The sequence below is a fragment of the Streptomyces sp. NPDC006458 genome, assembly GCF_040612135.1.
GTDB lineage: Bacteria > Actinomycetota > Actinomycetes > Streptomycetales > Streptomycetaceae > Streptomyces.
Map to the genome: position 1 here is coordinate 75,648 of NZ_JBEXPR010000005.1, position 20,774 is coordinate 96,421.

At 73.4% G+C, this 20,774-nt stretch carries 17 protein-coding genes; 9 read left to right on the forward strand and 8 right to left on the reverse strand.

What is annotated here, in order from left to right; genetic code table 11:
* Positions 1 to 20: 20 nt before the first annotated feature.
* Together ABZZ79_RS08540 and ABZZ79_RS08545 are read right to left on the reverse strand one after the other, a co-directional pair.
* The gene (locus ABZZ79_RS08540) at positions 21 to 497 is read right to left on the reverse strand and encodes a roadblock/LC7 domain-containing protein (protein ID WP_356687860.1); all 477 of its coding nucleotides are present in this window, start codon (positions 495 to 497) and stop codon (positions 21 to 23) included.
* On the reverse strand, positions 494 to 3,157 hold the full coding sequence (locus ABZZ79_RS08545; RefSeq protein ID WP_356687862.1) for an ATP-binding protein: 2,664 nt from the start codon (positions 3,155 to 3,157) through the stop codon (positions 494 to 496). The genes ABZZ79_RS08540 and ABZZ79_RS08545 overlap by 4 nt, the downstream gene beginning before the upstream one ends.
* A 400-nt stretch (positions 3,158 to 3,557) precedes the next feature.
* Here ABZZ79_RS08545 and ABZZ79_RS08550 point away from each other — a divergent pair, with 400 nt between their 5' ends.
* The gene (locus tag ABZZ79_RS08550; protein ID WP_356688268.1) at positions 3,558 to 4,451 is read left to right on the forward strand and encodes an ABC transporter substrate-binding protein; all 894 of its coding nucleotides are present in this window, start codon (positions 3,558 to 3,560) and stop codon (positions 4,449 to 4,451) included.
* A 385-nt stretch (positions 4,452 to 4,836) separates the two neighbouring features.
* Here ABZZ79_RS08550 and ABZZ79_RS08555 read toward each other — a convergent pair whose 3' ends face one another.
* Positions 4,837 to 5,958, reverse strand: a complete 1,122-nt coding sequence (locus tag ABZZ79_RS08555; RefSeq protein ID WP_356687864.1) for a lytic polysaccharide monooxygenase — start codon at positions 5,956 to 5,958, stop codon at positions 4,837 to 4,839.
* A gap of 402 nt (positions 5,959 to 6,360) precedes the next feature.
* On the opposite strand from ABZZ79_RS08555, the gene ABZZ79_RS08560 reads away from it, so the two are divergent.
* Positions 6,361 to 8,163 carry a S8 family serine peptidase gene (locus ABZZ79_RS08560; protein ID WP_356687866.1) on the forward strand — a complete coding sequence of 601 codons (1,803 nt, stop codon included), beginning with the start codon at positions 6,361 to 6,363 and terminating at the stop codon, positions 8,161 to 8,163.
* A 102-nt stretch (positions 8,164 to 8,265) separates the two neighbouring features.
* On the opposite strand, the gene ABZZ79_RS08565 is transcribed toward ABZZ79_RS08560, so the two are convergent.
* Complete coding sequence (locus ABZZ79_RS08565; RefSeq protein WP_356687868.1) at positions 8,266 to 9,516, reverse strand: cytochrome P450; 1,251 nt, start codon at positions 9,514 to 9,516, stop codon at positions 8,266 to 8,268.
* The gene (locus ABZZ79_RS08570; RefSeq protein ID WP_356687870.1) at positions 9,513 to 10,298 is read right to left on the reverse strand and encodes an alpha/beta hydrolase; all 786 of its coding nucleotides are present in this window, start codon (positions 10,296 to 10,298) and stop codon (positions 9,513 to 9,515) included. Before ABZZ79_RS08570 ends, ABZZ79_RS08565 begins: the two co-directional genes overlap by 4 nt.
* Positions 10,299 to 10,489: 191 nt before the next feature.
* Between ABZZ79_RS08570 and cyc2 the strand changes: the two genes are divergently transcribed.
* Positions 10,490 to 12,649 carry a germacradienol/geosmin synthase Cyc2 gene (gene cyc2 / locus ABZZ79_RS08575; protein ID WP_356687872.1) on the forward strand — a complete coding sequence of 720 codons (2,160 nt, stop codon included), beginning with the start codon at positions 10,490 to 10,492 and terminating at the stop codon, positions 12,647 to 12,649.
* A 102-nt stretch (positions 12,650 to 12,751) separates the two neighbouring features.
* Here the strand turns inward: cyc2 and ABZZ79_RS08580 are convergent, their stop codons facing one another.
* The gene (locus tag ABZZ79_RS08580; RefSeq protein ID WP_356687874.1) at positions 12,752 to 13,015 is read right to left on the reverse strand and encodes a hypothetical protein; all 264 of its coding nucleotides are present in this window, start codon (positions 13,013 to 13,015) and stop codon (positions 12,752 to 12,754) included.
* 448 nt (positions 13,016 to 13,463) lie between these two features.
* Here ABZZ79_RS08580 and ABZZ79_RS08585 point away from each other — a divergent pair, with 448 nt between their 5' ends.
* Together ABZZ79_RS08585 and ABZZ79_RS08590 are read left to right on the forward strand one after the other, a co-directional pair.
* Positions 13,464 to 13,643, forward strand: a complete 180-nt coding sequence (locus tag ABZZ79_RS08585) for a hypothetical protein (RefSeq protein ID WP_356687876.1) — start codon at positions 13,464 to 13,466, stop codon at positions 13,641 to 13,643.
* Between the two features lie 75 nt (positions 13,644 to 13,718).
* Positions 13,719 to 14,279 (forward strand): PDZ domain-containing protein, encoded by a 561-nt coding sequence (locus ABZZ79_RS08590; RefSeq protein ID WP_356687877.1) that lies wholly within the window; start codon positions 13,719 to 13,721, stop codon positions 14,277 to 14,279.
* Positions 14,280 to 14,421: 142 nt separating this feature from the next.
* Here ABZZ79_RS08590 and ABZZ79_RS08595 read toward each other — a convergent pair whose 3' ends face one another.
* On the reverse strand, positions 14,422 to 15,177 hold the full coding sequence (locus ABZZ79_RS08595) for a phosphodiesterase (RefSeq protein ID WP_356687879.1): 756 nt from the start codon (positions 15,175 to 15,177) through the stop codon (positions 14,422 to 14,424).
* A gap of 179 nt (positions 15,178 to 15,356) precedes the next feature.
* Here ABZZ79_RS08595 and ABZZ79_RS08600 point away from each other — a divergent pair, with 179 nt between their 5' ends.
* Positions 15,357 to 16,484 carry an aminopeptidase P family protein gene (locus tag ABZZ79_RS08600; protein ID WP_356687881.1) on the forward strand — a complete coding sequence of 376 codons (1,128 nt, stop codon included), beginning with the start codon at positions 15,357 to 15,359 and terminating at the stop codon, positions 16,482 to 16,484.
* A 61-nt stretch (positions 16,485 to 16,545) separates the two neighbouring features.
* The gene (locus ABZZ79_RS08605) at positions 16,546 to 17,514 is read left to right on the forward strand and encodes an aminoglycoside phosphotransferase family protein (protein ID WP_356687883.1); all 969 of its coding nucleotides are present in this window, start codon (positions 16,546 to 16,548) and stop codon (positions 17,512 to 17,514) included.
* Positions 17,515 to 17,680: 166 nt separating this feature from the next.
* Here the strand turns inward: ABZZ79_RS08605 and treZ are convergent, their stop codons facing one another.
* Entirely contained in the window at positions 17,681 to 19,426 is a 1,746-nt protein-coding gene (gene treZ / locus ABZZ79_RS08610; protein ID WP_356687885.1) for a malto-oligosyltrehalose trehalohydrolase, read from the reverse strand.
* 184 nt (positions 19,427 to 19,610) lie between these two features.
* On the opposite strand from treZ, the gene ABZZ79_RS08615 reads away from it, so the two are divergent.
* Positions 19,611 to 20,162 (forward strand): DUF1707 and FHA domain-containing protein, encoded by a 552-nt coding sequence (locus ABZZ79_RS08615; protein ID WP_356687887.1) that lies wholly within the window; start codon positions 19,611 to 19,613, stop codon positions 20,160 to 20,162.
* 165 nt (positions 20,163 to 20,327) lie between these two features.
* Entirely contained in the window at positions 20,328 to 20,744 is a 417-nt protein-coding gene (locus ABZZ79_RS08620) for an SSI family serine proteinase inhibitor (RefSeq protein WP_356687889.1), read from the forward strand.
* Positions 20,745 to 20,774 lie beyond the last annotated feature (30 nt).

Consider the following 20,774-nt stretch of genomic DNA (forward strand, 5'->3'; position numbering starts at 1 on the left):
GATGCAGTTCCTCTCGCCTGTCAGCCGGACTGCGCGACGCCGACGCTGTTCTTCAGCTCCAGCACGAGCTGCGGACTGAGCGCGGCCCCGGCGCGGTTGGCGAACAGGGTCATCTCGTAGGCGATGTTGCCGAGCTTCGCGTCCTTGTCGGCGACCACGCCGAGCACGGCACCGGCGCCGATCGCGGAGACCAGCACATGGCCGCCCTCCAGGTCGATGATGACCTTGTTCAGGGCGCCCAGGCCGTAGTTGCCCGACGCGCCGGCCGCGAGGCTGGTCAGGCCCGAGACGATCGCCGCGAGCCGCTCGGAATGGGCGCGTTCGCGCAACTGGGCCACCGCGATGAGCAGCCCGTCGGAGGACACCGCGATCGCGTCGACCACGCCCGCGGTCTCCGTCGCGAAACGGTTGAGCAGCCATGTGAAGTCCGCCGCGGCCGCCCGCAGGTCCTCCGGCCCGGCCCCTCCGGCCGGGGTGTCGCCTGTCGACGTGCTCACTGCTCCGCTCCTTTCGCGGGGGTGTCGCCCGGGTGCGCGCTGTCCCGGTGCGTGCTGTGCTCGCTCTTGCCCTGCCTGTCCGGGTCCTGCTGGTCCGTGCGGTGCTGCGTGGCCTGCTTCGTGCCGTGCCGGTTCCCGCCGTGGGCGGGTGTGCCGTCGTGGTGCGGGGTGTCGCCCCGGGCGATGCCGTCGCGTGTGCCGGGGTCGCGTGTGCGGGTGTCGCGTGCGCCGGGGTCGCGAGCGCTGTCGCGGTGGGCGCGTGCCACCGCCGCCTCGAACTCCTCCAGTTCGCTGCGTACGGCGTCCGCGTCGGCCCGTGGTGTCGCCCCGGACGTGGTGGACCGGTCGGCGTCCGGGGCGGTCGTCCCGAGGGTCGCGCCCCGGACCCGCTGGCGCAGGGGCCGGCCGGAGTCGTGACCGTCCGGGGTGTCCTCGGCAGGGGCGGGGCCGGGGTGCGGCTCGGTGCGGGCCCCGGGGACGAGCGGGGTTTCGGCCGGGGCCGCGCGGCGCGGGACGCGGCGGGGGAGCGCGGGCTGGGCCGACGCGTCGGTCCGGGCGTCGGGCTCGTCGCGCCCGGTCCCGGGTGCCGTCTTGCGTGGACGGCCGTCGGGCGCGTCCGGGCCGTCGTGCGGACCCTCGCCGTCCGCCACCTCCGCCGGGCGGGGCCCCGGCGCCCGGTCGGCCGGTGCCGCCCCGGCGGGCACCACGGGCACGGGTGCCTCGGCCGGTCCGGTCGCCGTCAGCGACGCCGGTACGGTCACCTCCGCCGTGACGCCGCCGCCCAGAGTGCGCGACAGCCGGACGCCGATGCCCCAGCGGCGCGCCAGCGTCCCGACCACGAACAGGCCGAGCACCCGCGTGGGCACGAGATCCACCCGCTCACGCCGTACGAGACGGGCGTTCTCCTCGGCGAGGCGGTCGCGGCTCAGGCCCAGCCCGTGGTCGGCGACGGAGATCGTCGCCCCCTCGGCACCGGCCGCGACCGTCACCTCGACGGGCGTGTCCGCGGGGGAGAACCGCACCGCGTTGTCCAGGAGTTCGGCGATCATCAGGGTCAGGTCCGTCGTCACGTCGGGGTTCAGACGCGCCTCGGTCCCGGCGTGCAGTTCGACGCGCTGGTAGCCCTCGATCTGGCCGAGCGCGGCGCGTACGACGGTGGTGAGCTCGGTCGGACCGGTGTTGAGGAGCGTCTCGCGCAGGCCGGCCAGCAGGATCAGGCTGTCGGCGTTGCGGCGCAGCCGGACCGCGATGTGGTCGATGCGGTAGAGGCGTTCGAGCAGCGCGGGGTCGGTCTCGCCGCGCTCGACGGCGTCGATGAGGGTGAGCTGCCGGGTGGTGAGGTTGCTGACGCGGCGGCCCACATGGCCGAACATCTCGGCGATGTTGCGGCGGCTGAGCACCTGCCGTTCCAGCAGCGCGGCCGCCGTGGTCTGCACCCGGTTGAAGGCCTCGGCGAGGTCCCCGATCTCGTCGCGGGCCGTGACCGGCATCGCGCGCAGTCTGGGCGGGCCGTCGTCCTCGGCGTCGTCGTCGGCCACCCGGGCCAGTTCGCGCCCGGCGACCTCGGCCACCTCCCGGGCGGCCCCGGTGAGCGCCTGCACGGGCCGGACGACGGAACGGCGGACCACGACGGACAGGGCCAGCCAGGCGGCGCAGCCGAACAGGGCGAGGCCCAGCAGCAGTCCGGCGCGCAGCTGGGCGTCCGCCGAGGCGCCGTCGGTGCGGTCGGCGAGCTCGCCGATCAGCGAGGTGGTGACGGCGAGCCGGATCCCCGCCTGGGCGCGGTAGTCGGGGTAGGCGGCCAGTGCCTGCCGGAAGGCGGCCCGCACCTCGGACAGGCTGCCGGCCTGCAGGCCGCTGGGATCGATCTGCAACTCGGCGTACTGCTGGGCGATGGCGGCCTGGGCGGTGTTGTGCTCGACGGTGCGCAGCCGCTCGGCGTGTTCCTCGGTGGCCAGCAGGGTGAACCGGTCGGCCTGGTAGGTGTACTGCTCGTAGGAGCGGACCGCGCCGAGCAGCTGGATCAGCGCGTTGGAGTCGCGGGTGCCCGCGGCGAACACGCCGGTCTCGAAGGCGCCGTGCGCGGCCCCGGCGCGCAGCAGCGAGTCCAGCAGACCGCCGGTGAAGGTGGCGGCGAGGACGGAGTCGCGGCTCAGGCCGAGCCCGTCGATGAGCCCCCGGCCGGCGCCCGCGTAGGCCAGGTCGATGTTCTCGGCGGGCAGATAGCCCTGCTCGATCGTGGTGCGCAGGCCGCCCAGGGCCTCGACCTCGCGCAGTGCCTGGGCCTCGGTCCCCGGCAGCCGGCCTCCGAACGTCCGGCGCACCTGGCGCAGTTGCCGGTCCACGACGGCCTGCGCCTCCCGGTAGGCGGCGGGGGAGGGCCGGGCGTCGCCCTCGGCGGCCTCGTGGCGCACCGACAGCAGGACCGCCTGCTGGTGCTCCGCCTCCAGCTGGTCCACCAGCCGGGCGACCTGGGTGCTGTCGCGCACCAGCCGGGCCGCGGCCCGCGCCCGCTGGGACTCCTGGAGCAGATCGGTGACGAGATACGTCAGCAGCAGGGCGATCACCGCGAGCGGGACGCCGAGCAGGACGTTGAGCTTGCGGCGGAACGGCCACCGGTCGGCGAAGCCGCGCAGAGCGCTCCGCTCGTTCGGGGACACGGCGCCTCCTTCGGGGCGTGTCGGGGCACGGACGAGGTCCGAGGGGCTGCTGTGGTCCGTGCCAACTGCCCGGAGACTACCGCCATTTGACGGGACGAACGGGTGCGCTCCCGTCAAGAGTCCGTTACAACCAGCCATCGTGCGATGACGTTTCGTTCATCCGTCAAACACAACTGGTCACTCTTCGAAGCCAGATGGTGACCTGGTCACTCTTGACTGACAGAGAAGCCGCTGGATTGGATCGACGAGGGTGTACGAGCCCGCACCTCGCGCACCCGCCGTCAACGCCAGATCTGCCCATCGAACTTCCAAGTCCGGAACGGGAATTGTGACTGCAACCGTGAAGAGCAGCTGGACCAGTCCGAGACGACGCGGCACGGCCGCCGCCCTGTTCGCCGTGATGGCGGCGCTCGTCACAGGCTGTGGTTCGTCCGACGACGACGCCGCGGACGACCCGCTCGCCGGCGGGGACAAGCCCGCCGGTGACGCCGTCGTCGTCGGCTCCAACAACTTCGCCGAGAGCACCCTGCTCGCGGACATCTACGGCGAGGCCCTGAAGGCCAAGGGCATCAAGGTCGACTACAAGCCCAACATCGGCAGCCGTGAGACCACGTACGGCCTGCTCAAGAACGGCACGATCACCGTGCTGCCCGAGTACAACGGCTCCCTGCTGGCCTATCTCGACCCCAAGGCCGCGCAGGAGTCCGCGGACGCGGTGAACTCCGCGGTCCAGGCCAAGCTCGACCCCGAGCTGACGCTGCTGACGTCCTCGCCCGCCGAGGACAAGGACTCGGTGTCGCTGAACGCCGAGACCGCGAAGAAGTACGGTCTGACCGAGGAGTCCTCCCTCGCCGACCTCAAGGACGCCGCGCCCGAGCTGGTCATCGGCGGCTCCCCGGAGTTCCAGACCCGCCAGCAGGGCCTGGTCGGCCTGGAGACCGAGTACGGTCTGAAGTTCAAGTCCTTCAAGGCGCTGGACGCCGGCGGCCCGCTCACCCAGGCGGCGCTGAAGAAGAACGCCGTGCAGGCCGCGGATGTCTTCACCACCGACCCGACCATCACCAAGGAGAAGTTCGTCGTCCTGAAGGACCCGAAGAACCTCTTCGGGTTCGCCAACGTCACCCCGCTGGTCTACAAGAGCGGTCTGTCCGAGGAGGGCGTCGCCGCGCTGAACGCGGTCTCCGCCAAGCTCGACACCAAGACGCTGCTCGAACTGGACTCCCAGGTGCAGCTGGAGAACAAGGACCCGCTGGATGTGGCCAAGGCCTGGCTGAAGTCGGCCGGCCTCGGCTGATCCGGCCGCCTGACGGAGTGGGTCCGCGGGGAGCGACGTGCGCGCGTGTCGTGCGGGCGGTACGTCTCTGCCCGCGGACCCTTTCGCTCAGTGCGCGGCGGCCGCCGCCCGTGCCCGACGGCGGCGGCGCCTTCGGTCGCGGCGCGGTCCCTGGTCGGGCAGCCGGCCGAAGGGCAGGCAGCCGCCGACGACCCCGAGGAGCAGGCCGAGCAGGAAGCCGCCCGTGTTCAGGCCGCCTCTGGGGCGGGCTGCTGCTGGCCCTGGCCGGGGCGCAGATCCCGCTGACCATGAAGGCGTCGTTCAAGGTCGTGCCGCACATCGGGATGCGGGGGCTGGCCGGGCGGGCGCGGCGGTGTTCGTCAACTGAGCTCCGTCCGAGCCTGGTTCACACCCCGCGGCGCAGTCGCAGGGCGAGTGTGATGCCGCCGGTGAGCAGCAGCGCACCGGCGGCACCGCCCGCCACCCAGGGGGCGGAGGGCCCGGACTCGGCCTGCGCGACGGGCGTCGCGGCGACCGGCGCGTGCGTGCTCCCGTCCGCGGGGGCCTTCACCGTCCCGGAGTTCTCCTCCGCGGTGGCCGGCGTGCGGGCCGCGGACGGCTCCACGGCCTCGGCGGTCGCCCCGGCGCCGGACGGGTTCTCGCCCCCGGTCCCGCTCGCGCCCCCGGTCCCCGCCGTGCCCCCGGCCGCGGCTGTCGGCGTCGCCGTTCTCGCGGCCCCTGCGAACTCCACGTCCGAGCAGGAGTAGTAGGTGTCCGGGGTGCTGCTGTTCTGCCACACCGTATACAGCACATGCCGCCCGGTCCGGTCCGCCGGCAGGGTCGCGCGCATCCGGTAGGCGCCGTCCGTCAGGGCCGGGTCACGGACCTCGGCGAACGGCCGCTCCGGCAGATCGGACCAGGTGAGCGGCTGGGCCGGGTCGTAGCCGGGCTTCGTCAGAAAGAACGTGAAGGTCCCGGCGTGCGGGATCGTCGAGCCGTACGACACCGTGACCGTGCCACCGGGCGTCAGCCGCGTCACCGGCCAGTCGGCGCGGGCCAGGTCGAGGCCCCGGTAGCCGGGCAGTCCCGCGCTGCACAGCCGGCCGTCGGGGACCGTCCGGCGGTCCCGGCCGCCGACGTTCGGCAGCCGCAGGTTGTCCCACGCGGCGATGGGCCCGCCGTTCGCCCTGACCGCCGCCCGGCAGGCCGCCGAGCGTGCACGTTCGCCGCCGTCGGGCGAACAGGCCACCGTCCGGGAGACGGGGTCCGTCGGCGCGCCGTGCGCATGAGCCGGGACCGACGCGGCCAGGACCAGCGCCGGAAGCAGCACGGCGGCGGCCGTACAGGCGCCCGCGCGGCTGCGGACGAGGGCCCTGGCGGTGACGGCGCGGGAGTGCGCGGCGTTCGCGGTGCTGGTGCTGGTGCTGGTGCTGGTGCTGGTGCTGGTGCGGGCTGGGGCCCGGCCGGTGGCGGCGCCGGCGGGGGCGGCAGCCGTGGGGGCGGCTGTGATGGTGGGGGCGCCGGGCATGCGGGCCTCCTCCGGCTCGTCGGGCGTACGGTCTTCCGAGGGCAGTACGGCCCGCGCGCCCGCAGCGTTCACCGTCGGCCAGGCACGAGGCGCGCTTCGCGCCGCCGCCCCGGCGCGAACTGGCGCGCGAAGGCCGGACCAAAGGGTGCATCCCCGCTCAAGTGCCCGACGGCGAGGGTGGGTTTCCGGCCTGATCAAGGGTTTCCCCTGTACCCCTACGCACGTCTCGTTCCCTATCGTTCCAGCACAGCTGACCCACAGGTAACCCCCACGACGGGTCGGTGCACCACGCCTTGGCCGGCCAACGCGCACCGCTTTTCGAACAGCCCCCCACCGCTTCGACACCGAAGCGCTCGACCGCCGCTCCGCGCTGCCCGGAGTCCGGCCACGAAAGGCAAGCCCTTGCGTACTTCTCCCTCCACCCGCCGGAGACGCATATCCGCGGCCGCGGTGTCCGCGGCGCTCTTCACCGCCGCCACCGCGACGGTCGCCGTGGCCCAGGACACCTCCGCCCCGGCCGCCTCCGCCGACCTCGCGGCCCGCACCGAGGCCGCCCCGGGCGCCCCCGCCGAGCGCCTGATCGTCGGCTACAAGTCCGGCGCCGCCGAGGCCAAGTCCAACAAGGCCGCCGAGGCCGACGCCGTCGCCAAGGGCAAAGAGGCCGGCGAGAGCCTCGACTTCCAGCGCCGCCTCGGCACCGGTGCCGCCCTCGTCGACCTCGGCGAGGACCTCACCCGCACGGACGTCGCCGACGTCATCGCCGAGTACCAGGCCGACCCGCAGGTCGCCTATGTCGTCCCGGACCGCCTGAACAAGCCCAAGGCCGACCCGAACGACACCGACTACGCCAAGCAGTGGGACCTGTTCGAGGCCACCGCCGGCATGAACGTGCCGGGTGCCTGGACCACCAGCACCGGCACCGGCGTGACCGTCGCCGTCATCGACACCGGCTACGTCACCCACTCCGACCTCGCCGCGAACATCGTCGGCGGCTACGACTTCATCTCCGACACCGCCGTCTCGGTGGACGGCAACGGCCGCGACTCCAACCCGGCAGACCCGGGCGACTGGTACAACGCGAACGAGTGCGGCTCCGGCGTCCCGGCCAGCAACTCCTCCTGGCACGGCACCCACGTGGCCGGCACCATCGCCGCGGTCACCAACAACAGCAAGGGCATGGCAGGTATCGCCTACGGCGCCAAGATCTCCCCGCTGCGGGTGCTCGGCAAGTGCGGCGGCTACGACTCCGACATCATCGACGCCATCACCTGGGCGTCCGGCGGCACCGTCTCCGGCGTGCCCGCCAACACCAATGTCGCCAAGGTCATCAACATGAGCCTCGGCGGCGACGGCGCCTGCACCTCCGCGACCCAGTCGGCCATCACCGCGGCCGTGAACCGCGGCACCACGGTCGTCGTGGCGGCGGGCAACGAGAACGACAACGTGGCGAACCACTCGCCGGGCAACTGCAACAACGTCATCTCGGTCGCGGCCACCAACCGCACCGGCGCCAAGGCCTCCTACTCCAACTACGGCTCCCTGGTGGACATCTCGGCCCCCGGCGGCCAGACCAGCACCGGCACCGCCAACGGCATCTACTCCACGCTGAACTCCGGCACCAAGACGCCGTCCACCGAGTCGTACGCCTACTACCAGGGCACCAGCATGGCCACCCCGCACATCGCGGGCCTGGTCGCGCTGCTGAAGTCGGCGAACTCCTCGCTGACCCCGGCCCAGATCGAGTCGGCCATCAAGACCAACGCCCGTCCGCTGCCCGGCTCCTGCACCGGCGGCTGCGGCGCGGGTCTGGCCGACGCCGCCAAGACCGTCCAGGCGGTCACCGGCGGCACCGGCACCGGCACCGTGTTCTCCAGCACCGGCTCCGTGGCCATCCCGGACGGCGGCGCGGCGATCGAGTCCCCGATCACCGTCACCGGCCTTACCGGCAACGCCCCCGCAGCCCTCCAGGTCGGGGTGAACATCACCCACACCTACCGCGGTGACCTGGTCATCGACCTCGTCGCCCCGGACGGCTCGACGTACCGCCTGAAGTCCTCCAGCTCCTCGGACTCCGCGGACAACGTCAACACCACGTACACGGTGAACGCCTCCAGCGAGGTCGCCAACGGCACCTGGAAGCTTCGCGTCCAGGACGTCTACTCGGCCGACATCGGCACGCTCAACAGCTGGAAGCTGACCTTCTGAGGTCACCCGAGCAGGCGGGCCGGCCGGTGCGGATGGGCACCGGCGGCCCGCCCCCCGCCCTCCTCTCCCAGGCCCGGGGTGAGGAAGGCGGGGATCACGGCGTCAAGTCACTGACAGGGGGAGTGACTTGACGCCGTTGATGAAGTTGGAGACCAGCCGCACGGGCCGGCCGGCCGTCCACCCACCGGGCAGCTCCCGCAGCGCCTCCCGGTAGAGCACCCGCAGCTGGAGCCGCGCGAAGTGCGCGCCCAGGCAGACGTGCGGACCGTCCCCGAAGGACACATGGGGGTTCGGCGCCCTGGACAGGTCCAGCCGGTCGGGGTCCGCGAAGAGCCGCTCGTCCCGGTTTGCCGAGGCGTGGAACACGACCACCTTGTCACCCGCCCGGATGCCGTGCCCGCCCAGTTCCGTGTCCCGTACGGCCGTACGCCGGAAGCTGAGCACCGGCGGATGCCAGCGCAGCAACTCGTCGACCGACGTGCCAAGTTCGTGCTTGCCCGCCTGCAACTCACGCAGGGCGTCCGGGTGGTCGGCCAGTGCCAGCAGTCCGCCCGGGGCCGCGCTGCGCACCGTGTCGTTCCCGGCGACGGTGAGCAGGAAGAAGAACATCTCCAGTTCGGCGTCGGCGAGTTCGGTGTCGTGCGCGAGCACGGTCATGACGTCGTCGCCCGGCTGCCGCCGTTTGAACTCCGCGAGCCGCTGCGCGTAGGCGAACATGTCCCGCAGCATCGCGGGCGAGCGCGGGTTCACCGGCTGCCCCCGGTCGTCCAGCACCGACGGCCCGGCCTCGTCCGGGTCCTGGTAGCCGATGACCCGCTGGGTCCAGTGCAGCAGCAGCCCGCGGTCGCTCTCCGGCACGCCGAGCAGGTCGGCCAGGTTGAGCAGGGCGTAGTCGTCGGTGACCGCGGCGACGACATCGACCGTGCCGCCGTCCTCCCGCGCCTGCCGCAGCGCCCCCGCCCACAGGGTGCGGGCCCGCTCCTCGACCACCGCGGTGAACCGCTCGATCCGCCCCGGTGTGAAGGCCCGGCTGACCAGCCGGCGCAGCCTGCCGTGCCCGGGCGGGTCCTGATTGAGCATCATGCGCCGGATGAAGGGCAGGTCCTCCGGGTCGGGGTCGCGGATCTGGGTCGCGCCGGCATACGACGAGAAGGACCCGGTGTCCTTCAGCACCCGCACCACGTCCGCGTGCCGGGTCACCGCCCAGAAGCCCGGCCCGGCGGGCCAGCCCAGCACCTCCGGTTCCTCCTGCCGGGCGAGCGGGTGGTGGTCGCGCAGCACGCGGTAGTCGCCGTACGGGACGCCGGTGGCGTACCGGCGGGGATCGAAGACGTCGGGGACGGGGAGGGTCACTCGGTGCCGTCCCGCTCGTCCGCGCGCAGGAAGTCCTCCACCACGCGGAGCACGTCGAGCGGCGTCTCGTCCATCGCGTAGTGCCCGGCGCCCGGCAGCTCGTGCAGCACGGCCCGCGGGTACCAGGTCATCCACGTCTGCCGCATGACCTCGGCCGACAGCGCGGGATCGAGCGCACCGGCCACCGCCAGCGCGGGGAGTCGGACCCCCTCCACCCGCGTGTGGAAGTCGTCCAGCGCCCAGGAGTCCAGCCACGCCCGGAACGCCTTGGGGTCGCTGAGCGCGAGGGACCGGGCCACCATCCGGTCCAGCCACGCGTCCGGGCGGCGCCCGCCGGTCGTGATGTCGATGATCGTGCGCCTGTTCTCCGGCAGGTGTGCGGCGTCCGCGAACAGCTCCCACTGTTCCGGCGGCAGCGCCAGCCCCGAGGCCGGTACCGGGGAGACGCCGACGATCCGGCGCAGCCGGTGCGGTGCCACGGCCGCGAGGCGCTGCGCGACAGCGCCGCCCATCGAGTGCCCGACCACCGAGAACCGGTCCCAGCCCAGCCGGTCGGCCAGCGCCACCAGATCGAGGGCCGCCTCGGCGGTGGTGTAGGGGCCGGGGGCGTCGGCGGCCAGGCCGTAGCCGCGCAGGTCGACCAGCGCGTACTGGAAGGACGTACGGTCCAGGTCCGGGACCACCGCGGCGTACGCGGACCGGTCGGCGAACCAGCCGTGCACGGCGAACACCTTGTGGGCGCCTTCGCCGTGCAGCTCGTGCGGGAGCGTGAAGGAGGTCATGCGACCAAGGTGACCGGCGGGCCCATGGCTCGGCAAGGGTGCGTGGGGCGCGGGCCCGAGGCTCAGGCGGCCGGTGCGCTGGACGGACTCGGCGGCCCGGAAGTTCCTTGTTTCGCCGGAGATTCACGCGATGGTGTGATCACATGCGTCCGGACGGATGTGTCCGAGGGGCCCTGGGTAGGGCCCCGGCCATGACCCAGCCGTTCGAACTCCCGCACTTCTACATGCCGCATCCCGCGCGACTGAACCCGCACCTGGACGAGGCCCGCGCCCACTCCTCCGCGTGGGCCCGGGAGATGGGCATGCTGGAAGGCTCCGGGATCTGGGAGCAGGCCGACCTCGACGCGCACGACTACGGCCTGCTCTGCGCCTACACCCACCCCGACTGCGACGGCCCCGCCCTGTCGCTGATCACCGACTGGTACGTGTGGGTATTCTTCTTCGACGACCACTTCCTGGAGGTCTTCAAGCGCAGCCAGGACCGCGCGGGCGGCAAGGCCTATCTGGACCGGCTGCCGCTGTTCATGCCGATGGATCCGTCGACGCCGCTGCCCGAGCCCACCAACCCGGTCGAGGCGGGCCTCGCCGATCTGTGGACGCGGACCGTTCCCTCGATGTCCGCCGACTGGCGCCGCCGGTTCGCCGTGGCCACCGAGCATCTGCTGAACGAGTCCCTCTGGGAGCTGTCCAACATCAACGAGGGCCGGATCGCCAACCCGGTCGAGTACATCGAGATGCGCCGCAAGGTCGGCGGCGCCCCCTGGTCCGCCGGACTCGTGGAATACGCCACCGCCGAGGTGCCCGCGTCCGCCGCGGGCTCCCGTCCCCTCAGGGTGCTGATGGAGACCTTCTCCGACGCCGTGCACCTGCGCAACGACCTGTTCTCCTACCAGCGGGAGGTGGAGGAGGAGGGCGAGCACAGCAACGGCGTGCTCGTCCTGGAGACCTTCTTCGGCTGCTCCACCCAGCAGGCCGCCGACACCGTCAACGACGTCCTGACCTCCCGCCTCCACCAGTTCGAGCACACCGCGTTCACCGAGGTCCCCGCCGTCGCGCTGGAGAAGGGCCTCACCCCGGACGAACTCGCCGCGGTCGCCGCCTACACCAAGGGACTCCAGGACTGGCAGTCCGGCGGCCACGAGTGGCACATGCGCTCCAGCCGCTACATGAACGAGCGCGCCACCTCCGACTCGCCCTGGAACCGCCCCCCGGGCGGCGCCGCCGACATCCACGCCCTGCTCGCCTCGGCCGGGGCCGAACGGCTGCGCGCCCACAGCCACGTGCCCTTCCAGAAGGTCGGACCGTCCGTGATCCCGGACATCCGCATGCCCTTCCCGCTGCGCCTCAACTCCGGGCTCGAAGAGGCCCGCCGCGGCCTGGTCGCCTGGTCGCACCGCATGGGCATCCTCAACGAGGGCATCTGGGACGAGGACAAGCTCGACTCCTGCGACCTGGCACTGTGCTCGGCCGGGCTCGACCCCGACGGCAGCCGGGAGGCCCTCGACCTCAGCGCCCACTGGCTCGCCTGGGGCACCTACGGCGACGACTACTACCCGCTCGTCTTCGGGCAGCGCCGCGACCTCGCCGCCGCCCGCCTGACCACCGCACGCCTGTCGGCCTGTATGCCCCTGGACGGCGAGGAGCCGCTCCCGCCGGTGAACGCCATGGAGCTCGGCCTCACCGACCTCTGGCGGCGCACCACGGCGGACATGGACCTGGCGGCCAAGCGCACGCTGAAGGCCTCGGTCGACGTGATGACAGAGAGCTGGCTGTGGGAGCTGGCCAACCAGATGCACCACCGCGTCCCCGACCCCGTCGACTACCTGGAGATGCGCCGCGCCACCTTCGGCTCCGACCTCACCCTCAGCCTGTGCCGCAGGGGCCACGCCCCCGGCATCGCGCCCGAGGTCTACCGCAGCGGCCCCGTCCGCTCCCTGGAGAACGCCGCGATCGACTTCGCCTGCCTGCTCAACGACGTCTTCTCGTACCAGAAGGAGATCGAGTACGAGGGCGAGGTCCACAACGCGATCCTGGTCGTGCAGAACTTCTTCGGCTGCGACTACCCGACCGGGCTGCGGATCGTCGCCGATCTGATGAACCAGCGCATGGAGCAGTTCGAGCATGTGGCCGCCGTCGAACTACCCGTCGTGTACGAGGACTTCCGCCTGTCCGCCGGGGACCGCGAGGCCATGGAGGGCTATGTGGACGCGCTGCGCAACTGGATGGCCGGCATCCTGAACTGGCATCGCGATGTGGACCGTTACAAGGCGCACTACCTGGCCCGCCGCACCCACGGCTTCCGGCCGGACCACGCGCCCGCCCCGGCCGCCCTGTCCGTGCCCGTCGGCTAGGGCTGTCGCCACCCTCCCGTCGTCGCCCGAGGGCCGGCCACGCGGGGACAGCCCCTGGCGGGCCCGCTGCCGCCGCGAGCGGTGAGCGGGTCGCGGCCTCCGTCAGCCGACACCCGCCACCCGCTCGGCCCTCTGCCCGGTGAGCTTCCGCAGGCTCAGCGCCACCTCCCGCGGAAGCTCGCCGGGTATCGCCTCACCTGCGGCCGGCACGGCTCGGACGTCGGCGCCCGTGTCCCCGCCCGGACCCGCCCGGACCCGCGTGGGCCGCCACACGGCCCGCGTCGGCCGGGGCGCGCGCGTCGGCGCGAGGTGGTCCTCGGCCGGGCGGAGGTTCTCCCGCAGCAGCCGCGAGGCGTGATCGGTCATGTCACCGAACGTAACAGCCCCCACTGACAACACCCTTCGTCCGCCGGGCCGCCCGCTCCACCGCCGCCCTCCCCAGCGCCCGTACGACCGGGTGCGGCCGGTCACCGTCGTCGGACGGCTCGGGCTGGAACAGCGTGGCCAGGAAGAAGGGGTGGCGGGGAGTTCGGCGACCACAGCAGCAGCGGGCCCGCATGCTCCAGCAGCCGCTGCCCGGCCGCGGTCGGCACGTGCGTCCTGCCGCCGGCCGGTCACCCGCCAGCCCGCCGCCCCGGCCTGGGACTCGGGGACCTCGCCGACGCCCGCTGGGGGGACGCACCCGGCGCCGGACTGCCGCTGACCCCGCTCCGCACCGCCGACGGCGGCCGTGGCTCTCGTACGGCCCTGTGCTACGACGGCACCGACCTCGGCGTCCTCGCCGCCCTCGCCGCGCCGGACATGCCTGACCCTGTTGCCGCGCCTGGTCGCGACGGACGTGCCCGGCGCGGTCGCGGTCCCGCCCGTCGCGCCGCGCGTGGTGCACCGTACGGAACTGCTGCTCGCGGGAACCCCGCGCGGGGCGGCGGCCCACGCGGTCGACGCGCTGGCCGGCTCGCTCCGGCCGGTGACAGGTAAGGCTTCCCGCCGTTGACCGCGGGTCAGTCTCACTCGTTCGAGGCTCGTCACGGCCCGGTGCGCCGGGTAGAGCACCAGCCGGAGGCGAACCATGGAACAGACTGCGCTGCGTCCCAAGCCGATGCCCGGTCAGGAGCCCGGCGGCGGCACCGCCCCGGTGTCCGTCCGGCGCCCGCACGCCGCCCGGCGCCGCGGCCGACGACTCATGACCTTGCTGTCCGGCCTGCTCGTGGGGGTGGTTCTGGTGCTGTCCGGCGTGGGCCTCGGCACCGTGGGCGCCACCGTGATCGGCATGAGCCGGCTCGCCGAACTCCAGCGCCAGAGCGCCCCGCGTACCCCCGCTCCCGCGCGCCCGGCCTCACCCGCCCCCGCCGCACCGGCCCCCGAGGGCGCGACCCTGGGAGTCGAGGCGATCGACGCCGAGAAGCCCGGCGCCCTGGTCGTCGGCGTGCATGTGCCGGGGCCCGGCTACTCGGCGGGCCTGGTCCGCGGTGACGTGCTGCTCGACTTCGGCCGCACGCGCGTCGACACCGCCGCCGACCTGGCCCGCGCTGTGGCGAGGGCCCGGCCGGGCGAGGAGGTGAAGGTGACGGTGCGTCACGAGAGCGGCGGCTTCCAGCAGCTCGTGGTCGTCCCGGGCATCGTCACATGACTGTCCGTCACGTGACTGTCCGTCGTGCGGCCGTCCGTCGTGCGGCCGTCCGTCGTGCGGCCGTCCGTCGTGCGGCCATCCGTCACAGGACTGCCCCTCACACGGTCACCCCTCACACGGTCACCCGTCACACGGTCGCCCGTCACACGACCACCCGGAAGTGGGTCGTCAGACCCCCGGCGTCGTCCAGCACATGGAAGGCGAGCCCGACCGGCGCGTCCCGGTCGGCGACCTGCTCGCCCTCCCAGGGCAGCCGCAGCGTCCAGGTCACGCCCGGCCCCACGAGGACCGGCCGCCCGGCGAAGCTGCCGGCGGCGGGCGTGTGCGCGTGGCCGGTGATCAGCCCGGCGATCCGCGGCCTGCGCTCCAGCAGCGCGGCCAGCCGGTCCGGGTCGCCCAGCCGGTAGGAGTCCGGCAGGGGGTGGTGCAGGGCGATCGGCGGGTGGTGGAACGCCAGCAGCGCCGGCAGGTCCGCGTCGAGTCCGTCCAGCGTCGTCTCGATCCAGTCGTACGTCTCGTCGTCCAGGGCTCCGCCGTCCTCCCCCGGGATGCTGGAGTCGCACATCAGCACGGCGGCGCCGTCGAGCACCCGGACGCTGTTGACCGGCCCCTCGGCGGCGGGCTCGCCCAGCAGCGCCTCGCGGTAGGGAGCCCGGCTGTCGTGGTTGCCCGGGCAGGTCAGCACCGGGAACGGCGCGTCGCCGTCGCGCAGCCCCAGGACGCGGGCGGCCTCCTCGTACTCCGACTCCGCGCCGTGATCGGCGATGTCTCCGGTGACCAGCAGGGCGTCCACCCGGCCCGGCAGCCCCCACAGGTGGTCCCGGACCCGCTCGGCACGCTCGCTCGCGCGCGTGGTGCCGTCCAGGTGCAGATCGCTGATGTGTGCGAGTACGAGCACGGTGTCGTGTCCCCCAGTCGTCGCCCTAATGGATCGACATGATCAAATCATTAGCGCTAATGGATAGGCAAGAAGTAACCGTTAACTTCCCATGTGGTGTGCCGAACCGGCTCGCGCCGCCCCCTCCGGGCGGGCAGGATGCTGCCCGTAGTCCCCTTCGTCCGCTCAGGGAGGCCCGGATGACCGGCCGTACGCCCGCGCCCTTCACCGTCGACGACTACCGGGCCCGGATGGGGCGGGCCGCGCTGGCGGCCGCGGACGCGGGACTGGCCGGACTGCTCGTCGCACCGGGCCCGGACCTCGTATGGCTCACCGGATACGCCCCGCCCGCGGCCACCGAACGGCTCACCGCCCTCGTCCTCGCGCCCGGCCGCGACCCCGTCCTCGTCGTTCCCGCCCTGGAGGCCCCCGACGCCGCCCTGTCGACCGGCGCGCCCGCGCTGACCCTGCGCGACTGGACCGACGGCAAGGACCCCTACGCCCTCACCGCCGAGCTGCTGACCCCGGACGGCCGGTTCGGTGTCAGCGACAACGCCTGGGCCATGCACCTGCTGGGCCTGCAGAAGGCCCTGCCCGGCACCTCCTACGCCTCCCTCACCGACGCCCTGCCCATGCTGCGCGCCGTCAAGGACGCAGCCGAACTGGACCTCATGGCGGCCGCGGGCGCGGCGGCGGACGCGACCTTCGAGGACATCAGGAAGGTGCGCTTCGCCGGCCGCCGCGAGTCCGAGGTGGCCGCCGACCTGGCCCGGCTCCTGCGCGAACACGGCCACGAACAGGTCGACTTCACCATCGTCGCCTCCGGCCCCAACGGCGCCAACCCGCACCACGAGATCGGCGACCGCGTCATCGGGCACGGCGACATGGTCGTCCTCGACTTCGGCGGCCTGAAGGACGGCTACGGCTCCGACACCAGCCGCACCGTGCACGTCGGCGAGCCCACCGAGGAGGAGCGCCGGGTCCACGACATCGTCCGCGAGGCCCAGCAGGCGGGCTTCGCCGCCGTACGGCCCGGAGCGGCCTGCCAGGACGTCGACCGGGCCGCCCGCGCGGTCATCGAGGACGCCGGACACGGCCCGCACTTCATCCACCGCACCGGCCACGGCATCGGTGTCACCACGCACGAGCCGCCCTACATGATCGAGGGCGAGGAACGGGAACTCGTCCCCGGGATGTGCTTCTCCGTCGAGCCCGGCATCTACCTGCCCGGCCGCTTCGGGGTGCGCATCGAGGACATCGTCACCGTGACCGAGGACGGAGGCCGCCGCCTGAACGACACCACGCGCGAGATGGTCATAGTGGACTGACCGGGCACCCGCCCGGCACCCGCCTCTGCCGACCACACCCCCGAGCGACAACGGCGCGACCATGACCCAGGCACCGACACCCAGCGCGGACATCGTCCGCAGACTGGTCCACACCCTCGTCAAGGACGGCGTGAAGGACCCCGCCGGCCCCGAGGTACGGCCGATTCCCGAAAGCGCGGGACGGACCACCTGGTGGGTGGGCACCCGCCACGTGATGCGCCTCGCACCCGACCCGGAGGCCACCATCCGGCTGCGCCGCGAGGTGCGGCTGCGGGACCTGGTCCGGGCACACATGCCCGTCGCCGTGCCGATCAGCGTGGCCCAGGGCGAATGGGCGCCCGGCCTCGCCTGCACCCTCGACACCAAGGTGCCCGGCGGCTCCGGGGACCGGCAGGACGTCTCGGCCATCGGCGAGGCCGACCTCGCCGGGCTGCTCACCGGCCTGCGCGAGGTGCCCGCACGGCAGGCCGAGGTGCTCGGTGTGCCCCGCGCCACGCCGCGCTCCCTGGAGTCGCTGCGCCGCGTCGCCGGACAGGCCGCCGGACGGATCGCGGCCGCCGACGAGTTCGACGCGGCCCGGCTGCACCAGCTCACCCCGCCCGCGGCCGTCCAGCTCGCCGCGCAGCCCGGCGGAGCCGTCCTCGTCCATCACTCCCTCACCGGCGACCACCTCGTGGTCAGCGCCGAGGGCCGGGTGCGCGGCGCCCTCGGCTGGGGCGAGGCGGTCCTGGGCGACCCCGCCGAGGACATCGCGGGCCTCGCCCTCGCCGTCGGGTCCCCCGCGGCCGTCCGCGCCGCCACCCTCGCCGGCTACGGCGCCCGCCCCTGCCTGCGCGGCCTCTGGCTGGCCCGCTGCGACACGGTGATCCGCCTCGCCGCCCACCTCGACGGCCGCGACACGACCGTCCCGCTGCCGCTGCTGCGCACCCAGCTGGGGCACGCCTGGGAGGCCATCCTGCTGGAGCGGGTGACGGAACTGCGGGCGGCGGCGGAGGAGGAGAAGGACCTGCCGGAGGACGACGCGTACTAGCCGCACCAGAGCCTGCCTGCGTGCTTGCCTGCGTGCTTGCGTGCGTGCCTGCTGCCGCAAGGCCGGTCCCGTGGCCCTGGCCGGTGTCGTGGCCTCGGCCGGTCTCGTGGCCCTGGCCGGTCCGGCGGCCTGGGCCGGCCCCGCGTCCTTCCCCCCTCGGCGACCCTCAGTCCTGCGCCAGCACCACGCACGACTCCCCGGGCAGATGCAGCACCCCGTCCTCGCCGGGCGCCTCCACCGGCTCCCACGCGGCCAGGACGCGCACCGGGCGGGTGCCCAGCGGGATGGGGGCGGGCTCCTTGGCGAGGTTCACGGCCACGCGGATGTCGCCCCGCCGGAAGGCCAGCCAGCGGGCCCGCGCGTCGTGGGCCACCTTGGTGTCGGCGAGGTCGGGATCGGTGAGGTCGGGCTGTTCGGCCCGCAGGGCGATCAGGCCGCGGTACCACTCCAGCACGCGCGCGTGCGGCTGGGCCTCCGGCTCGGACCAGTCCAGACAGGAGCGCTCGCGGGTCGCCGGGTCCTGCGGGTCGGGCACGTCCTCCTCGGCCCACCCGTGCGCGGCGAACTCCCGCCGCCTGCCCCGCCGTACGGCCTCGGCCAGCTCCGGGTCGGTGTGGTCGGTGAAGAACTGCCAGGGCGTGCCGGCCGCCCACTCCTCACCCATGAACAGCATGGGGGTGAACGGCGCAGTCAGCGTCAGTGTCGCCGCGCAGGCCAGCAGGCCGGGGGAGACCAGGGCCGCCAGCCGGTCGCCCTGGGCGCGGTTGCCGATCTGGTCGTGGGTCTGGCTGTAGCCGAGCAGCCGGTACCCGGCGACCCGGCCGCGGTCCAGCGGACGGCCGTGCGCACGCCCCCGGAAGCCCGAATGCGTGCCGTCGTGGAAGAACCCGCCGGTGAGCGTCTTGGCCAGGGCCGCGAGCGGGGCCCGCGCGAAGTCCGCGTAGTAGCCCTGCGACTCGCCCGTCAGCGCGGTGTGCAGCGCGTGGTGGAAGTCGTCGCTCCACTGCGCGTGCAGACCCAGCCCGCCCTCCTGGCGCGCGGTGATCGTCCGCGGGTCGTTCAGGTCGGACTCGGCGATCAGGAACAGCGGCCGTCCCAGCTCCGCCGCCAGCGCGTCCACCCGCTCGGACAGCTCCTCCAGGAACGGGTACGCGCGCGTGTCCGCCAGCGCGTGCACGGCGTCCAGCCGCAGTCCGTCCACCCGGTAGTCCCGCAGCCAGGCCAGCGCGCTGCCCAGCAGGAACGCCCGCACCTCGTCCGATCCGGGCGCGTCCAGATTGACCGCCACGCCCCACGGGGTGTGATGCGTGTCCGTGAAGTACGGCCCGAACACGGGCAGATAGTTGCCGTCCGGCCCCAGATGGTTGTGCACGACGTCCAGCACCACCCCGAGCCCCAGCTCGTGCGCCCGGTCGACGAAGCGCTTCAGCGCCTCGGGGCCGCCGTACGGCTCGTGCACCGCCCACAGCGAAACGCCCTCGTACCCCCAGCCATGCCGCCCGGGGAACGGGCACACGGGCATCAACTCGACATGTGTCACGCCCAGTTCCACCAGATGCCCGAGCCGCCCGGCGGCCGCGTCCAGCGTGCCCTCGGGCGTGAACGTGCCCACGTGCAGCTCGTAGAGCACCGCCCCCTGGAGCGGACGGCCCTGCCACGCCGTGCGCCAGGTGTGGCGCCCCTGGTCGACGACCGCGCTCAGCCCGTGCGGACCGTCCGGCTGGCGCCGCGAGCGCGGGTCCGGCAGCACGCGCCCGTCGTCCACGGCGAACCCATAGCGCGAGCCGTCGTCCGCCTCCGCCTCGGCCGTCCACCACCCCTCGCGCCGCGGATCGCGCTCCATCGCCTGCGTGTCCCCGTCGCACTGGAGCGTCACACGGCCGGCCTGCGGTGCCCACACCTCGAACTGCACGGACGGTTCCCCTTCGTCTGCTCACCGTGACGTAGTCCCCCCATGGTGCGCCAACCGAGATCGATCCGGGGGGCGATCCGGCGCCGAATCCCCTCTTTCCGCGCAGGTGCCGCGCGGTACGCGCGCGTGGTGGTCGTTTCCCGTTTCCTGGACACCTGGGGTTCACTGACCGACAATCACCTGCGTGACGTCGTCCTTCGAGTTCCCCGCCTTTCCCGCGCGGTTGTCCGACGCGGAGCGCGACAAGGCGCTGAAGGTGCTGCGTGACGGCGTCGCCATGGGCAGGCTGTCGCACGACACGTTCATCCGTCGCATGGAGCTCGCGCTGGCCGCCCGCCGGCCCGACGAACTCGCCGCGCTCACCGCGGATCTGCCCCAGGAGAACAAGATCGCCCGACTGGTGTTCGGCACCGTCGAGGCGGTGTCCGGGTTCACGGTACGGCTGCGCAGGGCCTGGCAGGCCGAGCGGCTGCCCAAGCTGCTGCTGCCCCACCAGGCCACCGGGCACCCGCTGCGCATAGGCCGCGACCCCGCCTGCGGGCTCCGGCTCAACCACGAGACCGTCTCGCGCCTGCACGCCGAGCTGACCCGCCAGGGCGGGCTGTGGGTGCTGCGTGACCTCGGCTCCACCAACGGGACGACCGTCAACGGCCGCCGGGTGATCGGTGCCGCCGTCGTCCGCGAGGGTGACCAGGTCGGCTTCGGGAACATGATGTTCCGGCTGTCGGTGAGCTGAGCGGAACCGAGCGGGGCCCGAGCGGAACCGAGGAGCGGAACCGGGCGTTCGGGAGCGGAACCGGGCGTTCGAACCCGCCGCCGCTGCCGAACACAGCACTCACGCGTGCTCCCTTTCGGGTGAGCGGGGGTGGGGCGCGGGGGCCGTCGTGCCGATGTTTCGGGCATGACCTACACGATCACAGCGAACGCGGTGCGGGGCGGCCTGCTGGCGGCCGCCCTCCTCGTCGCCGGCGCGGCCCCGGCCCAGGCGACCCACCAGGAGTCCTTCCAGGGCAACTGGCTCTATGTCTCCGTCACCCACGGCGACACCCGGTCCAGCGACACGCGCGGCACTCTGCTGATGTGCGACCCGCCCCAGGGCCACTCCCGTGCCGCCGAGGCCTGCGAGCAACTCGCCGCAGTGGCGGGCCGGGTCGAGCACATGCCGGCCCGGGGCGAGGCCTGCCCCATGGTCTACGCGCCGGTGACCGCCCAGGCGCGCGGGCAGTGGAACGGCATGCCCGTCGAGTACACCCGGACCTTCGGCAACGAGTGCGAGCTGGCCGACCTGACGGGCTCGGTCTTCGCGCTGGGCGACTGACCCCTCCCGAGCGCGCGTGAGGGCGGACGC

Excerpts from the sequence above, each read along its gene's own strand:
- ABZZ79_RS08550 (WP_356688268.1), top strand. The coding sequence starts at position 3,558 with ATGGCGGCGCTCGTCACAGGCTGTGGTTCGTCCGACGACGACGCCGCG.
- ABZZ79_RS08555 (WP_356687864.1), bottom strand. The coding sequence starts at position 5,958 with ATGCCCGGCGCCCCCACCATCACAGCCGCCCCCACGGCTGCCGCCCCC.
- ABZZ79_RS08570 (WP_356687870.1), bottom strand. The coding sequence starts at position 10,298 with ATGACCTCCTTCACGCTCCCGCACGAGCTGCACGGCGAAGGCGCCCAC.
- cyc2 (WP_356687872.1), top strand. The coding sequence starts at position 10,490 with ATGACCCAGCCGTTCGAACTCCCGCACTTCTACATGCCGCATCCCGCG.
- ABZZ79_RS08580 (WP_356687874.1), bottom strand. The coding sequence starts at position 13,015 with ATGACCGATCACGCCTCGCGGCTGCTGCGGGAGAACCTCCGCCCGGCC.
- ABZZ79_RS08590 (WP_356687877.1), top strand. The coding sequence starts at position 13,719 with ATGGAACAGACTGCGCTGCGTCCCAAGCCGATGCCCGGTCAGGAGCCC.
- ABZZ79_RS08600 (WP_356687881.1), top strand. The coding sequence starts at position 15,357 with ATGACCGGCCGTACGCCCGCGCCCTTCACCGTCGACGACTACCGGGCC.
- ABZZ79_RS08605 (WP_356687883.1), top strand. The coding sequence starts at position 16,546 with ATGACCCAGGCACCGACACCCAGCGCGGACATCGTCCGCAGACTGGTC.
- ABZZ79_RS08620 (WP_356687889.1), top strand. The coding sequence starts at position 20,328 with ATGACCTACACGATCACAGCGAACGCGGTGCGGGGCGGCCTGCTGGCG.